Consider the following 14,596-nt stretch of genomic DNA (forward strand, 5'->3'; position numbering starts at 1 on the left):
ATGCCGCTGCTTGCGGCAAAGATCCGGTGGAATTTCGAGGGAATGGGACTATGAGGAAATCCGGATTGCCGGTCGGGTACGGCGTATTTCTCGGCGAGATCAAGGAGCGCATCCGATCCGCCCAATACGAGGCGTTGCGCAGGGTCAACAAGGAGCTCGTGGCGCTGTACTGGGATATCGGAAGGATGATCGTGGAGCGGCAATCCAAAGCCGGGTACGGAGATGCCGTCGTGGAGCAGTTGGCCGAAGACCTCCAGCGAGAGTTTCCCGGGATCGGCGGCTTCTCCCGACGCAATGTTTTCTACATGCGGGAGTTCCATGTCGCTTACAAGGACAATGAAAAAGTGCAACCGCTGGTTGCACAAATCGCATGGAGCCACAATGTCGTCATCCTGGAGCGCTGCAAGGATCCCCTGGAACGCGAGTTCTATATCCGAATGACAAAGAAGTTCGGCTGGTCGAGGAATGTCCTCGTCCACCAGATCGAGAACCAGAGCTACGAGAAGACGCTGCTCGGGCAGACCAACTTCGACCGCGCTGTCACCCCCGCGATCCGCGCCCAAGCCAAACTCGCTGTGAAAGATGAGTACACTTTCGAATTCCTCGAACTGAGCCAAGAGCACAGCGAGCGGGAACTCGAACGTGCATTGATCGCGCGAATAGAAGATTTCCTGCGGGCCATGGGTGGGTTGTTCGCCTTTGTTAGCAGTCAGTTCCGGTTGGAGGTCGACGGCGAGGAGTTCTTCATCGACCTGTTGCTGTTCCACCGCCGCTTGAAGAGCCTCGTGGCGATCGAGCTGAAGATCGGCAAGTTCCAGCCCGAGTTCGTGGGGAAGATGCAGTTTTACCTGGCTGCGCTGGATGCGCAGGTGCGCGCGGAGGGAGAGAATCCATCCATCGGAATCATTCTCTGCAAGGAGAAGCAGCGGACGATCGTCGAATACGCCTTGCACGACGCCCGAAAGCCCATCGGGGTGGCGACTTACCGTATCGTGAAGCGGCTGCCCAAGGAACTGAGGGGCCAGCTGCCGGCTCCAGAGGAGATCGCCAAGCTGCTGGAGGACGGGGGATGAGGCGACGGTAGCGTTATTCAGGCAATGAAAAAGGGGTCAGGCGCTGCCGCCCAACCCCGTGAATTCGATGGTGGCCCCTCCCAGAATTGAACTGGGGACACGAGGATTTTCAGTCCTCTGCTCTACCATCTGAGCTAAAGGGCCACTGACCCGTAACTTTCGGTTGCGGGCTCGGAAAAGAATAAATTTAGTTTCCCCGGCCCTCATTGTCAAGCGGGGGAATCGGCGGCGGATAAGGCGGAGGAGACACAGGTTGGGCGGGAGGCTCCGTGCCGGTGTCCCTGGCCTGCGTGCCGTTGTCGTGAATGACAAGCGTCCTGCACACCCTGTCGTGCAACCCCTGCTTCCGCCGGTCGAACGCAATCATCAGGTACCCGATGTACAGCGTGAACACGCATAGGAAATATCCCAGCCAGCGTATAAAGGACTTGCGGAAATCCAGCGGGGTGCCGTCTTCGTTGATGACGCGGATCTTCAGGGCCATCTTTCCGAAAGTCTGTCCGTACGCGCCGTGAAGGTAAACGTAATAGAAGATGGGGAAGCCGAAGAAGAAGGCAGCCCGGACCACGTTCCCCGGGTTGAGGCGATCCGCCGGAAAGGCGTCTTCGAGCCCGCTCGGCGTCCACAGTCCGGCCGTCGCGCCGTACCGGTCCACAAGGTAAAAAAGGTTGTAGATCCCCACGATAACGAGGATGTCCACCGCCCGCGCGGCGGCGCGGACCCAGAACCCGGCGTAGCGGAATTCCTTCGCAGGCAAGCGCGGCATGCCTTTCAGGTTTTTTCGTAATGATACATCGTCATGCTGAGCGCCGCGACGGCCGCCGTCTCCACGCGCAGGATCCTGCTTCCGAGCCCCGCGCGCAGGAAACCGGCACGTTCCGCTTCCCCTACCTCGTCCTCCGAGAAGCCTCCTTCCGGGCCGATCAGCAGGGCCACGCTTTTCACGCCGGAAAGCCCCGCGAGCGTCTTCTTCAACCCGAACCCGCCTTCCCCTTCGTAAAGGATGATCTTGCCTTCCGCGGATGCGGTTGCCCGCAGCGCTTCCGGGAACGGAAGGAGCGGCGCAACGTCAGGCACGCGCCCCGAGCCGCACTGCTTGGCCGCCGAAAGGGCGATGCGTTCCCACCTGAGGAGACGCTTCTTCGCATCTTGGGCGTCGAGCCGAGGGATCGTCCGTGAAGAGCGGAAGGGGATCACGCGTGAGCAGCCGAGCTCGGTCGCCTTTTCGAGGATGAAGTCCATCTTGTCCGCTTTCGGAAGCCCGACCAGGAGAGTGATCGCCACTATCGGCGGCGGCTCGGGCGGGAACGTCTCCAGCACTTCGGCCCGCAGCGAGCGCGACGTCGCCTCAAGGATTCGCATCCGGTAGCGGTTCCCCGATTCGTCGAAGGAATAGAAGGCGTCGCCGCAACGCAACCGGAGCGTCCGCAGCATGTGCCCGGCCTCGGTACCCGAGAGGACCGCGGTATCCCCGGAAATGTTTTCGCGATTAACGAAGAACGTGGGCATCGCCCGATTCAGTTCCCTTCCCGCCGCAGGAGGAGCGCGGTCCATTGGCCGTCGGTTTTCCGCCCGACCGGCCGGGCGCCTTCCGACCGGAACTCCTCCTCCACCCAGTCCCCCTTCTCATCCAGTATCCCCGACAGGATCATCAGCCCCCCGGGTGCGCATCGGGCCGCGATCTCCCCTTTCATATCTATGAGGATCTCGGCGAGTATGTTCGCAATCACGACGTCGAAGGTTCCCTCCGCGGCCGACAGGGGACGGAAGGTGGCTGCGAACCGGTCCGCCACGCCGTTTATTTTCGCGTTTTCCTCCGCCACCTCCACCGCCTTCGGGTCGGTGTCGATTCCCAGCGCGCAGTCGGCCCCCAGCCGTAACGCCGCGATGCCGAGGATTCCCGTTCCCGTCCCAACGTCCAGCACGCGCCCGTGCGGAACACCGGAACCGAAGACCTCTTCGAGGAACTGCATGCAGAGCCGGGTCGTTTCGTGCGTCCCTGTCCCGAATGCCTGCCCGGGGTCGATCGTCAGCACGACCTCGTCGGGGGCCGCTTCGTACGGCTCCCAGGACGGCCGCACGACGAGGCGGCTTCCCACCTTCCGGGGGAGGAAAAATTCCTTCCACTTTTCCGCCCAGCCGAAGTCGCTGATCTCCGCGGCGGAAACGAACGCGCCCGCATCCTTTCCGAACGATTCCTCGAGAACGGGGAGGTATTCGAGGAATGCTTTCTTGAGTTCGTGCAAATCGGCTTCCCAGGGGAAGTAGGCCGTGAGTTTCGTGACCTCGTCCGGTGGAGGGAGGGGATCGGCGGGATCGCCGTTCGGGCCGAATCGCCGCTCGTCGTACGCCATTCCAAGCGAGCCGCGTCCCATGAAGAAGTGGGAGAGGGCATCCACCGCTTCCTGTCTCGTTTCGACCGTGAATGATTTCCAGCGGGTCATCCGTGCATCTCTCCCGTTCCTATCCGTCGTGCCGTATGCATTTCTTGCCTCCGAATCATCCCATCATTTTATATTGATACCGTTTTTCCCGGGCGTTTTTCGGGGCAAGCTCGATCGGCTCGGCCGCCCGCCCGGGTATGCTAAGATAGCACCTGCCGCGAAGGCGCCCACAGGAAAATGAAACGTCCGGATAAAAACCTTCTCTCCGAAATCGAATCGCTTCGCACCGACGCCGTTCGCATGCTCGAAGCCGTTTCCGGGTTCGCGGAGCTTGGCTTGCGGGAGACGCGCTCTTCCGAAACACTCTCCGGTTTCCTCGAATCGAGGGGATTTCGGGTGCAACGCGGAATCGCGGGAATGGAAACCTCGTTCCGCGCCGAGTACGTCTTCGGAAGGGGAAAACCCGCGGTCGCCTTCCTGTGCGAGATGGACGCGCTGCCGGGGCTTGGGCACGCCTGCGGGCATAACATCGTCGGCGTCTCCTCGGCCTGTGCCGCTGCGGCGCTTGCCGCTTTCGGAGCCGGCCGTTTCCGTTCGGGCAGAATCGTTGCGCTCGGCACTCCCGCCGAGGAAACGGGATACGGAAAGGCGCGGATGATCGAAGAGGGAGTCTTCCGCGGGATCGACGCGGCGATGATGGTGCATCCCTCCTCGCGCCGCCACGTGGCGAAAGGGTACCTCGCGCTGCACAAGATCCGGTTCACCTATTTCGGGAAGGCGTCGCATGCCGCCGCCTACCCGGAGCACGGCATAAACGCCCTCGACGGCGTTCTCCTTCTCTTCCAAAGCACGGCGGCCCTGCGCCAGCACCTTCCGGAGACCGTCCGGGTACACGGGATCGTTACGGAGGGAGGAAAGGCGCCCAACATCATCCCGGAAAGGGCACAGGCATACTTTTACGTTCGCGGGGAGAACGACGCGGAGCTGGCGAACGCCGTCCGCAGGGTAAAGGATTGCGCGCGCGGGGCAGCGAAGGCCACCGGCTGCCGGCTGCGGATGCATGAGGGACCGTACACGCTCTCCGCGATGAAGGTGAACCCTGTCCTGGCGGAAGCCTACCGTCGGTCGCTCGCGGTCCTCGGGCTGCCGGAGAGCGGTGCTCCCGTCAACAAGAACCGGGGATCCTCGGACATAGGGAACGTTTCGCAGGTCGTGCCGTCGCTCCAGCCCAACGTTCCGATCTCGGGAGGGGAGAGGGTGGAGATCCACACGCGCGCGTTCGAGGCGGCGTCGAGGAGCCGCACCGGCATCGACGGCATGATGGAAGGGATCCGCGCCCTTGCCCTCACCGGGCACGAGCTATTCGCTTCTCCCTCCCTCGTCCGCGCCGCCTGGCAGTCCTTCCATTCTCAAAAACAGGGACGTTCTTAAAAACTCCGGTTCTCCCGGGTCGACTCAGGTGCTGGTGTTGTCGGTTGCCGTTTGTTTCTTCAATATCGATTTGCCCGGATCCTGGAAATCTACAAGAATTATTTCCGGTTCCAGAGTCCACATGGCTCCTGTCAGCGGATCGATTATGAAATAGCCCACCGGCGCTCCCCATATGAATAACAGATTGCCTGCGAGATACCATCCATTCGGATTTCCGTCCAGGATGGCTTCCTGGATTGAATTATCGTTTGAGGTGCAACGAACACGATATTGGGAAGACCGGAAATATCCTTGTCCCCGCTCCAAAGTAAGGGTGGCGGGCGTCGTCAAGTTAGTGGAAATTCGGTCGTTCGTTTTGTTGTTGTATACGTCGCATTTTGCACCTTGAGGGATCGATTTCAGACTTATAGTTTGTTTGTCCCCTTTTATAAACGTCCCGCAACCGGTTGCAGACATGATGAAAAATGCCGCGACGACAAACTCGACAATAGTTCTCATGTGTTTCCGCATGGTTTTGCTCCTGGGTTAACGATACATATTTTAGGCGAATCGAATCATGTGCTGGTGTTGTCGATTGCCACCGGTTGCTTGAGTATCGATTTGCTCGGGTCCTGGAAATCGACCAGGACTGTTTCAGGTTCCAGGGTCCACATTGCTCCCGTCAGCGGATCGACGATAAGATAGCCGATCAATCCTCCCAATAAAATATTTCCACCGAGGTAATATCCGTTCGGATTTCCGTCCAGGATGGCTTCCTGGGCCGAATTATCGGTTCCGGTGCAACGAATGCGGTATTGAGAAGACCGGAAATATCCGCGTCCACGATCCAAGGTAAGGCTTGCCGGTGTTGTAACGGTCGATATACGGTCGTTGGTTTTATTATTGTAAACGTCGCAGTTTGCCCCTTGGGGTATTGTCTTTAAGTTTACTGTCTGTTTATCCCCTTTGATTATCGTCGCGCAACCGGTTACGGACATGAAAAAAAATACTGCGGCAACCAATTCGGCAATGGTGATCATGTGTTTCTGCATGCCGGCCCCCCCTTGGGTGTTATTGGTAATCGTATTCATTCAAGCGTATATTTTTGCGGAGAAACGAAACGGACGCGATAATCATCAAACTTCATTTTTTTCTTGTCAAGCGATATTTGGGGGAAAGGGATTTATATGCGAAACGTAGCGTAAAAACGGTATTTATTGGAAAAGGACGATCGTGACGCCGTCGCCGCCCTGGTTCTGCAGTGCGGGGAAGGATTGCTTCACATAGGGTGAGGCCTTCAAGTGGCGGCGGACCGCGGTCTTGAGCGCGCCCGTGCCGTGGCCGTGAATGATGAAGGCATGCGGAGCCTGGGACAGTGAGAGACGGTCCAGAAAAGCGTCGACCTCCGGCAGCGCATCGTCCACGTATCTCCCCCGCAGATCGAGCGTGTTTCCCGGATTTTGCACGTATAGCGCCGGTGCGGATTCCTCCCCGCGGCGGGGTCTGCCTGCGGTTTTCGCATCCGTCGCCCCCGATGTCTCAGGGAAAATGCGCAGCTGGTCCCGCAGGACCCTGACTTTCAGGCCTCCCGCGATCACTTCCACTTCCCGGTCTTCGGGGCGTGAAACGGATGCGACCTCCCCTTCCTTGTGGATCGTCGTCAGGAACACCTTTCGGCCGGGATGCAGCACGATTCCCGAGTGAAGCGGCGCGGTCCTGCTGATCAACGCACGGACGACCGGATCGTCCTCCGCGGCCTTCCCTTTCTCCTTCCATTCCCGGATCGTATCCTGCGCCTTCCGGACCGTTTCGATCTTCTTCTCCTTGCGAAGTTCCTCGGTGGCCGCGCGGAGCTGCGTTTCCGCCTTTCTTATTTCCTCGCGAACCTTCTGCCGGGCCGCCGACAGGATGCGCGATTCCTCTTCCCTGGTCTTTTCCCGCTCGGATGCAAGACGGGAGCGAAGGCTTTCCGCCTCCCGCTTCGCAGCCGCCAGCGCCTCGCTTTCCGCCCGGGCTTTTTCCCGCTCCGACTCAAGCCGGGCAAGGGCATCGGCCAGCTCGTGCCCTGCGCCGGTCAGGTGGCTGCCTGCCCGGGCGAGCACATCCTCCGGAAATCCAAGGGACCGGGCGATCTCTATCCCCATGCTCCTGCCCGGGATGCCGAGCCGGAGCCGGTAGGTCGGGCGCAGGTGCTCCTCGTCGAACGTCATCGAGCCGTTCTCGAACCGGCGGTCCTCGTACGCGATCCCCTTTAGCTCCTCGAAGTGGGTCGTGGCGAGCACCCGCACCTCACGGTCCGCAAGCGTCTCGAGGAATGCCCTCGCGATCGCCGCCCCTTCCCTGGGGTCGGTCCCCGAGACCACTTCATCGAGCAGGACGAGTGAGCCGCGGTCCGCTGCGGAGAGGATTTCATTCAGCCGCCGGATGTGGGCGGAGTAGGTGGACAAGTCCTGCTCCACGCTCTGCTCGTCGCCGAGCGTCGCGAAGATCCGGGTGAAGACGGAGACCGACGAATCGGGGCCGGCAGGGATCGACAATCCCGCCATCGCCATCAGCGTGAGCAGGCCGAGAGTTTTCAACGCCACCGTCTTTCCGCCCGCGTTCGGCCCTGTGAGGATAAGGCACTGCGAAGGGCGGCCGAGCCGCAGATCGTTCGGAACGACTGTTCTTCCCGAGAGGATCAGCAGGGGATGGCGGGCGGCAAGCAGGTTCACTTCTCCCGTCGTCCCGACGGTAGGCTCGGCGGCGTGCAGTTCCTCCGCAAGGAGGCTGCGGGCCTGCGCGAAGTCGATCGACGTGAGCCGCTCGCGGCAGGTAAGGAGTTCGTCCGCCTTTCGGGCCGCCTTCCCAGTCAGTTCCGAAAGGATGCGTGCGATTTCCCGCTCCACCTCCAGTTCCGCCATCTTGACTTCGTTGTTCAGGTAGACGAGGTCCTCCGGCTCGAAGAAGACCGTCTGCCCGCTCTGCGAGGAGTCGTGGACGATCCCCTGGAAGAGCCCCTTGGCGGCGGTCTTGAACGGGATGACGACCCGTCCCGAACGGACGGTCGTGTACGCCTCCTGGATGTGCCGGGCGTACTTCGGGGAGGAGATGATTTCCTCGGCCGTCTTCTGCAGGCGGTTTCGCGCTTCCAGTAATTGCCGGCGCAGGGGCCCGAGTGCGGGCGATGCCCGGTCTGTGACGTTGCCGGTCGAGTCGATCTTCTGCTCGATTTCATCGGCGAGATCGCGCAGCGGGGGAATCTCGCGGGCGTGATGGGCAAGACGAGGATATTTCCCGCGGCGGTCGTCGAAGAATTTCCGTATGCGCTCGCCCGTCCTTGCGGTCTGGCCGACCAGGATCAACTCGGCGGGGGAAAGGGGCGATCCTTTGACCGCTTTTTCCACTTCCGGCGCTATTTCTTTAAGGCCCTCGAGCGGGAGCGGGCCTTCCGCGGTCAGCAGGCGGCGGCAGTCGCGGTTTTCCTCGAGAGAGATCCGGATGACGTCGAGGTCCCCGTGGGGAGCAAGCGCCGCGCACCGCTCCCTCCCCGGCTCCGATGCGGCGTGCGCGCAGAGCCTCGTGACAACCTTCCCCCATTCCAGCGCCGCAAGCGCCGCTTCCCACGCGGATCCTCTCAACTCCTTCCTCCCGCCTTTATGTACCGGACGCCGTCGATCTTTCGGAAATGGGCGTCCTGCGTCCAAATCTGTGCTTTATGTGTCCGCGCCGTGGCGAGGATGACGCTTTCCGCCAACGGCATCCCGAGATCCACGCCCATTTTCGCGGCGGACAGGGAGATAGGGGTGTCCAGCGGCACGACACGCCCCTGTTCCATCGCGGCAATCGCACGCAGCGCGGCGCTTTCACCGCGTTGGCGGAACACGCTCTTGAACACCTCCAGTATGCATATCGTCGGGACGACGAGCCGGTCCACGTTTTCTATCGGCGATGCGAAGAACGAGGCGTTCGCGCCGTCGGCGAAGTATTCCAGCCAGCCGCAGGAGTCCACCAGGTTCGGGGATTTCACGTCCGATCCTCGTCGCGCTCGACGTTCGTGCCGATACCTTTGATAAATCCGCGCATGGCGCGCATCCGCCGCACCGGAATGAACTCGATCCGGTCACCGTACTGGAAGACACGGATCTTTTCGCCCGGCTGGATGCCCATCGCCTCCCTCACTTTTCGGGGGATGACGATCTGGTACTTGGGTGACACGGTGACGGTGGCCATCGACGCCTCCATCGATAAAGGTTTCGTCATACGATATGATGATCGATATCGCCGTGCGCGTCAACGGAGCAATGCCGTTTGCGGTGCGGTTTCCCCGGGGAATCGTGGTAGCATCGGAAATGAAACCCCCTGCATGGAGGATAGCCCGCGCTTGTTCGGCCTGCACCTGGTCCTGTTCTGGCTTTCCCTGGTCGCCTATTGCACGGAAGCGGGGCTTCAGCTGGGAAGGGTGTCCGGCAGGTCTCCCTTCCGTTCGGCTCTTTTCGGCGGGCTCGTCCTTCACGCCCTCTTTCTTGCGCTGCGATGGTCGCTCTCCGGCCATGCGCCGATGGCCGGGCTCTTCGAATCGCTGACCGTCTTCTCCTTCTGCTCGGCGCTTTCCGCGTTTCTCCTGTGCCGGACGGAAGGGACGAGGGCGGCATGGAGGCCGTTGTCGGTTCTCGTGGCACTTCCGCAGGCGGCAGCGGCGCTGATCGACAAGCGGCTCACCCCTCTCTACCCGGCGCTGGACACCCCTTGGTTCGCGACCCACGTGGGACTCTCCTTCCTGGGTTACGGGATCTTCGCGGCGGGGCTCGCTCTGGCATGGGTTTATTTCAAGGAAGGCGGCGACGATGTCTACAGGGCGGGCGCGCGGTCGGCGCTTTACGGCTTCTCCGCATTTTCGGCGGGGATGGTCTGCGGAGGGATCTGGGCGTACTACGCATGGGGATCGTACTGGATCTGGACGCCGAAGGAGATCTGGTCGGTCGTCCTGTGGCTCTATTTCGCCGCCTTGACGCACCTGAAATACATCCCGGCGACCCCCGGCCGTCCGTGGTGGACGAAACGGATGGAGATGGGGGCTACCGCGGCGGGCTACGTGGTGATGCTGTGCACTTTCCTTGGCGTCAGCCTGCTCCTGCGAAGTTCCCATTCCTTCTGATGGCGGCGGATGGATGAAGGCTATCTGGCGGGTCCTGACTTCCCACAAGACGTGCGCATGGACGGGCCTTGCGTTCTGCCTGGCCGGGGCCGCAGGCTCCGTGTTCATGGGGAGGTACCCTGAACTGTTCTCCGACATGGACGCGCAGGTCTTCGCGGGATGGTTCGCGCAGAAAGGATGGATAGAACCGGTCCCCACCCTTTGGTTATACGGTCTCCTTCTCGCCACAGCGGTGATGGCCGTCAACGCCGCCTGTTGCACGGCCGAGCGGCTCGTGCAGATATTCCGCGGGAAGGCGACGCTGCGAAAAATTCTACCTCACGTGATGCACATCGCATTCCTGGGGGTGGTCCTGTCCCACCTGGTCAGCAGCCTGTACGGCGACCGCATTCCGGGCGTGGCCGTTCCCCAGCGGGAATTCGCGCCCGTCGGTTCGACGGGGTTGATCCTTTCGCTCGACCGGTTCGACGCGGTGATGGCGCCCGAGGGCTACCCGAAGGATTTCTCGGCGAAGGTGACGCTTTTCCGTGGCACGACCCCCGTCGCCCGGGGCGTGGTGCGATCGAACGAGCCGCTCTTCCACGAAGGCTACGGATTCTATATAAAGAATTTCGGCGCAACGCCGTGGGGCGCGCCGTTCGCCGTCTTCGACGCGAACAGGGACCCGGGAGCGGTTCCCATGCTGGTATCGTCGGTCCTGTTCACGGTGGCGAACTTAATCTACCTGATTCCCGCAAGGAGAGAAGATGCATAAAGCGAAAAAGCCTCTCCCGCTCCGGAAAGGGGACGTGATCGCGATATTCGCGCCTGCGGGGCCGGTCGATTCGAAAAGGCTATCCCGGGGGATCGCGCGGCTCGGCAAAGCGGGCTTCGTGCCCGAGGTCGCCGACGGATTGATGAGTAAGGACGGTTATCTCGCCGGGAGCGACTCCCATCGCACGGACCAGGCGCTATGGGCGCTTTCTCTCCCCGAGGCTCGCGCGGCGATGGCTGCCCGAGGCGGGTACGGGACGACTCGGCTGCTTCCGCATATCGACTGGAAAAAATTCGCCCGCCGCCCGCGGCTCGTCGTCGGCTACAGCGATCTCACCGCGATCCTGTCCTATCTCTCCACGCGGCTCGGGATACCCTCCATCCACGGCCCGATGGCCGCGGCGGACCTTGCGACGCGGGCCGACGGCCCGGCCCTTGCGGCTTTCGCCCGGCTCGCGGCGGGAGAGGCGTCTCCGCTTGAGCCGTGGGGATTACCCTGCGAGCGGTTGCGCGGCGGCGCGGTGGAAGGCATTCTCTCCGGCGGCTGCATTTCCGTGATCACGTCGCTTCTTTCCACTCCCTTCGAGCCGGACTTCCGCGGCGCGCTTCTGTTTCTCGAAGACGTGGCGGAGCCCTGTTACCGGATCGACCGGATGCTCACTCAGTGGATCCAGTCGGGGCGCCTTCGCGGGATCGCGGGGATCGTCGTGGGAAAGATCCGGCCGGTCGGCGGCGATACCGGGGAAGATCTGCGCAGGGTCTTCGCCTACGCGGGGCGCAGCCTCTCCGTCCCGGTGTGGTATGGATTCCCCGCGGGGCATGAGGGGCCGAACTATGCGCTTCCGTTCGGGGTGCGGGCGCGGATCGACTCCCGCGGCAGGTTGTACCTTCTCGAATCCCCGGTGGCCGGTTGATGGCGTCTTCCATGTCCGGCGGGACGGATCACTTCCGGAAAGCGAAGGAACTTCTCGCTCAAGGCGTGCGCGACAAGGCGTATACCGCGGCCGTCATGCTCGCCGCGTGCGGCGAGGAAGTAATGTTCCAGGCCGCGGCGGGGGACGCGCGTCATTCATCGGTCTTCGACATCGCGTCGCTCACCAAGCCGCTTGCCGCGGGCCTGTTCTTCGTGCTGGACCAGGAAGGGAAGATCGGGCCCGGGGACATGCTGTCCGCCGTGCTCCCATCGATTTCTACGGATCGCGCCGCCGCCGGAATCCGGTTCGTCGATCTGCTTGCGCACACTTCGGGGCTTCCCGCCTGGGAGCCGTTTTACGAGGAGATCCTCCGCGTCGAGAAGAAGGAAAAGAGACGGATGTGGGGATCCTCCGAGGCGCACGACCGGATCGTCGAGGAAATCCTGCGCCTGCCGCTCCAGGCCGAGCCCGGCACCGCCTGCGTCTACAGCGACCTGGGCTTCATGCTCCTGGGGCGCGCAATGGAACTTGTCTCCTTCCAGCCGCTCGAAAAACTTCTCCTGCGGCAGATCGCGGAGCCGCTGGAAATGAGGGATACTTCCTACCTTCCGCTTGACGGCTACAGCGAGTGCGAGACCGGGAGGCTGGTGTCCACCGGATATTCGGAGATACGGCGGATGGAGAAAGTGGGCATCGTAGACGATGAAAACGCGTCGGCGATGGGAGGAGCGGCGGGCCACGCGGGAGTGTTTTCCACGGCGTACGATCTGTTCCTTTTCGCGCGGGAGATCCTCCGGGCGAGGCGAGGGGAGGGAAGAATTTTCAACCGGTCGTCCGCGGTCAGGATGACCACGAAAGTCACGGAGCCCCCCGGCTGTCCGAGGACTCCGGGATGGGACACTCCGACTCCGTTCAAGGGAAGCGTTTCGCAGGCGGGCAGGCATTTCCCCGAAGGATCGTTCGGTCACCTTGGATACACCGGATGCTCCATATGGATCGATCCCGACCGGGAGGCGACCGTGGTTCTTCTCACGAACAGGATATTCTACGGGAAACAAAACGACGGTTTAAAAAGCCTGCGGCCCCTCCTGCATGACACCGTGATGGAGGAACTGTTTCCATGAAGAACGTTCATCTCATCGCCGCCTGCGGAGTGGGGATGGCGTCGCTTGCCGGGATGCTGAAGGAGAAAGGGTTCCGGGTTACCGGCTCGGATGCGAACGTCTACCCCCCGATGAGCACGCAGCTGGAGGCGCTGGGGATCTCCCTGTTTTCCCCGTATGCCGCGGAAAACATACCGGCGGACGCCGACCTTGTGATCGTGGGGAATGCGGTGTCCAGGGATAACCCCGAGTGCCTTGAAGCGGTCCGCAGGGGGATCCCAAGCCTGTCGATGCCGCAGGCGCTGGCGAAATTCTTCATCGAGGGGAAGGAGTCGATCGTCGTCGCGGGCACTCACGGCAAGACCACGACCACTTCCATCATGGCCTGGTCGCTGTATGCGCTGGGCGAGGCCCCGTCGTTCCTCATCGGCGGGGTGCCGAGGAATTTCCCGGTCAGCTACCGGGTGGGAACGGGGCCGCGGTTCGTCGTCGAAGGGGACGAGTACGACACGGCGTACTTCGACAAGGGACCGAAGTTCCTCCATTACCTCCCGAAGATCGTCCTGCTTACAAGCATCGAGTTCGACCACGCGGACATCTATCGGGACCTTCCGCACCTGCTGGAATCGTTCCGCAAGCTCGTACGCCTGATCCCGCGGGACGGCCTGCTGATCGCCTGCTCGGATTACCCCGATGTGGTCGAGGTCGCTTCGGAAGCCTCCTGCCCGGTCGTTTTCTACGCGGGAAACCCCGGAGTGCCATTGAATTCGCCCGGCAACGGATGGCGGGTTCATGACGTTACGGAGGAAGGCGGACTAACCCGCTTCCGGCTGGAAGGGAGGGGGGCGGTGCACGAATTCGCATGGAAACTTCCCGGGCGGCACAACACCGCCAACGCCGCGGCGGTGTCGATCGCGCTATTTCATTTCGGATACGATCCTGCGCGGGTGGCGGAAGCTCTCGCGGGATTCGCGGGCGTGCGCAGGCGGCAGGAGGAGGTCGGGGAGTACGGCGGCGTCCTGGTCGTGGACGATTTCGCACACCATCCGACGGCTGTTAAAGGAACGATCCAGGCGGTCCGCGCGAGATACCCCTGGCGGCGCATCACGGCGGTCTTCGAGCCCAGATCGAACACCAGCAGGCGCAGGGTCTTCCAGGCCGAGTTCGCCGCGTCTCTGGCGGAGGCCGATTCGGTCGTCGTCGCGGGAGTTTTCGGCATGGATAAGATCCCGCCGGAGGAGCGTCTGGATCCCGAAGCGGTCGTGGAGGCGGTGCGGACCGCCGGTCGCGAGGCGTTTTATATACAGGAAGTGGACGGGATCGTCGATCGCCTTTCGAAGACGTCGCGGCCGGGGGACCTTATTTTGATCATGTCGAACGGCGGGTTCGGCGGGATCCAGGGGAAAATAGCCGGAAGGCTTTCCTCCCGGTAAGACGGAATATCAATATCCTCGACAGTCCATTCCTGTCCTTGCGCTTCATCTGGCCCAGCGACTTTTTAAGAACGTCCCTGTTTTTGTGTTTGACGCGTTTGGGATGGTCTGGTAGATTCGCCCGAATGGGAAAAAAGACGTGTAAAGCGGCAGGGCGGGCCGGAGCGGTCTGCCTGTATATCCTTGTGTCCCTCTTTCTTGCGCTTTCGGCGGCGGCCGCGGAATATCCTCGTAAGGTCGCCATAACCCCCTTCGCCACGATCACCAGGGAAGACATCCAGCCGACCGTGTCGGTCCTTCCGCGCCTCCTTTCGTCGCGCCTGATGGCGCTTGCGGGCGCCGATGTAGCGCTGCTTCCCCCGGGCGACAAGTCTCCTGTGGAACAGGCA

At 61.9% G+C, this 14,596-nt stretch carries 16 protein-coding genes and 1 tRNA gene; 8 read left to right on the forward strand and 9 right to left on the reverse strand.

Going from position 1 to position 14,596, the window contains the following annotated elements; translation table 11 throughout:
- Positions 1-50 precede the first annotated feature (50 nt).
- Positions 51-1,073, forward strand: a complete 1,023-nt coding sequence (locus HY896_00950; protein MBI5574913.1) for a DUF1016 domain-containing protein — start codon at positions 51-53, stop codon at positions 1,071-1,073.
- A gap of 68 nt (positions 1,074-1,141) precedes the next feature.
- Here the strand turns inward: HY896_00950 and HY896_00955 are convergent.
- The 4 genes from HY896_00955 to prmA all read right to left on the reverse strand — a co-directional run bounded on the left by HY896_00955 (position 1,142) and on the right by prmA (position 3,517).
- Positions 1,142-1,217 (reverse strand) — tRNA-Phe (locus HY896_00955).
- 43 nt (positions 1,218-1,260) lie between these two features.
- Positions 1,261-1,839 carry an RDD family protein gene (locus tag HY896_00960; GenBank protein MBI5574914.1) on the reverse strand — a complete coding sequence of 193 codons (579 nt, stop codon included), beginning with the start codon at positions 1,837-1,839 and terminating at the stop codon, positions 1,261-1,263.
- 5 nt (positions 1,840-1,844) lie between these two features.
- Positions 1,845-2,627: a 16S rRNA (uracil(1498)-N(3))-methyltransferase gene (locus tag HY896_00965; GenBank protein ID MBI5574915.1), complete on the reverse strand. Its 783-nt coding sequence runs from the start codon at positions 2,625-2,627 to the stop codon at positions 1,845-1,847.
- A complete protein-coding gene (gene prmA / locus HY896_00970) occupies positions 2,591-3,517 on the reverse strand; it encodes a 50S ribosomal protein L11 methyltransferase (protein MBI5574916.1) in 927 nt (308 codons plus the stop codon). Before prmA ends, HY896_00965 begins: the two co-directional genes overlap by 37 nt.
- 177 nt (positions 3,518-3,694) lie before the next feature.
- Between prmA and HY896_00975 the strand changes: the two genes are divergently transcribed.
- Positions 3,695-4,888, forward strand: a complete 1,194-nt coding sequence (locus HY896_00975; protein MBI5574917.1) for a M20 family metallopeptidase — start codon at positions 3,695-3,697, stop codon at positions 4,886-4,888.
- 24 nt (positions 4,889-4,912) lie between these two features.
- Here HY896_00975 and HY896_00980 read toward each other — a convergent pair whose 3' ends face one another.
- From HY896_00980 to HY896_01000, 5 genes are all read right to left on the reverse strand, one after another.
- Positions 4,913-5,398, reverse strand: a complete 486-nt coding sequence (locus tag HY896_00980; protein MBI5574918.1) for a hypothetical protein — start codon at positions 5,396-5,398, stop codon at positions 4,913-4,915.
- A 44-nt stretch (positions 5,399-5,442) separates the two neighbouring features.
- The gene (locus HY896_00985) at positions 5,443-5,919 is read right to left on the reverse strand and encodes a hypothetical protein (protein MBI5574919.1); all 477 of its coding nucleotides are present in this window, start codon (positions 5,917-5,919) and stop codon (positions 5,443-5,445) included.
- 162 nt (positions 5,920-6,081) lie between these two features.
- Positions 6,082-8,487 carry an endonuclease MutS2 gene (locus HY896_00990; GenBank protein ID MBI5574920.1) on the reverse strand — a complete coding sequence of 802 codons (2,406 nt, stop codon included), beginning with the start codon at positions 8,485-8,487 and terminating at the stop codon, positions 6,082-6,084.
- Positions 8,484-8,876 carry a type II toxin-antitoxin system VapC family toxin gene (locus HY896_00995; protein ID MBI5574921.1) on the reverse strand — a complete coding sequence of 131 codons (393 nt, stop codon included), beginning with the start codon at positions 8,874-8,876 and terminating at the stop codon, positions 8,484-8,486. The genes HY896_00990 and HY896_00995 overlap by 4 nt, the downstream gene beginning before the upstream one ends.
- Complete coding sequence (locus tag HY896_01000) at positions 8,873-9,079, reverse strand: AbrB/MazE/SpoVT family DNA-binding domain-containing protein (GenBank protein MBI5574922.1); 207 nt, start codon at positions 9,077-9,079, stop codon at positions 8,873-8,875. The genes HY896_00995 and HY896_01000 overlap by 4 nt, the downstream gene beginning before the upstream one ends.
- Positions 9,080-9,212: 133 nt before the next feature.
- Between HY896_01000 and ccsA the strand changes: the two genes are divergently transcribed.
- From ccsA to HY896_01030, 6 genes are all read left to right on the forward strand, one after another.
- Positions 9,213-10,004: a cytochrome c biogenesis protein CcsA gene (gene ccsA / locus HY896_01005; GenBank protein ID MBI5574923.1), complete on the forward strand. Its 792-nt coding sequence runs from the start codon at positions 9,213-9,215 to the stop codon at positions 10,002-10,004.
- Positions 10,005-10,017: 13 nt separating this feature from the next.
- Positions 10,018-10,758, forward strand: coding sequence for a cytochrome c biogenesis protein ResB (locus tag HY896_01010; GenBank protein ID MBI5574924.1), 741 nt, complete (start codon positions 10,018-10,020; stop codon positions 10,756-10,758).
- Entirely contained in the window at positions 10,751-11,671 is a 921-nt protein-coding gene (locus HY896_01015) for an LD-carboxypeptidase (protein ID MBI5574925.1), read from the forward strand. The genes HY896_01010 and HY896_01015 overlap by 8 nt, the downstream gene beginning before the upstream one ends.
- Positions 11,671-12,795 (forward strand): beta-lactamase family protein, encoded by a 1,125-nt coding sequence (locus HY896_01020; protein MBI5574926.1) that lies wholly within the window; start codon positions 11,671-11,673, stop codon positions 12,793-12,795. Before HY896_01015 ends, HY896_01020 begins: the two co-directional genes overlap by 1 nt.
- Positions 12,792-14,207 carry a UDP-N-acetylmuramate:L-alanyl-gamma-D-glutamyl-meso-diaminopimelate ligase gene (gene mpl / locus HY896_01025; protein MBI5574927.1) on the forward strand — a complete coding sequence of 472 codons (1,416 nt, stop codon included), beginning with the start codon at positions 12,792-12,794 and terminating at the stop codon, positions 14,205-14,207. Before HY896_01020 ends, mpl begins: the two co-directional genes overlap by 4 nt.
- 125 nt (positions 14,208-14,332) lie before the next feature.
- Positions 14,333-14,596 (forward strand): hypothetical protein (locus HY896_01030; GenBank protein ID MBI5574928.1); only part of this gene is annotated, 264 nt, incomplete at its 3' end.

The organism is Deltaproteobacteria bacterium (assembly GCA_016218975.1).
GTDB lineage: Bacteria > Desulfobacterota > Deferrimicrobia > Deferrimicrobiales > Deferrimicrobiaceae > JAENIX01.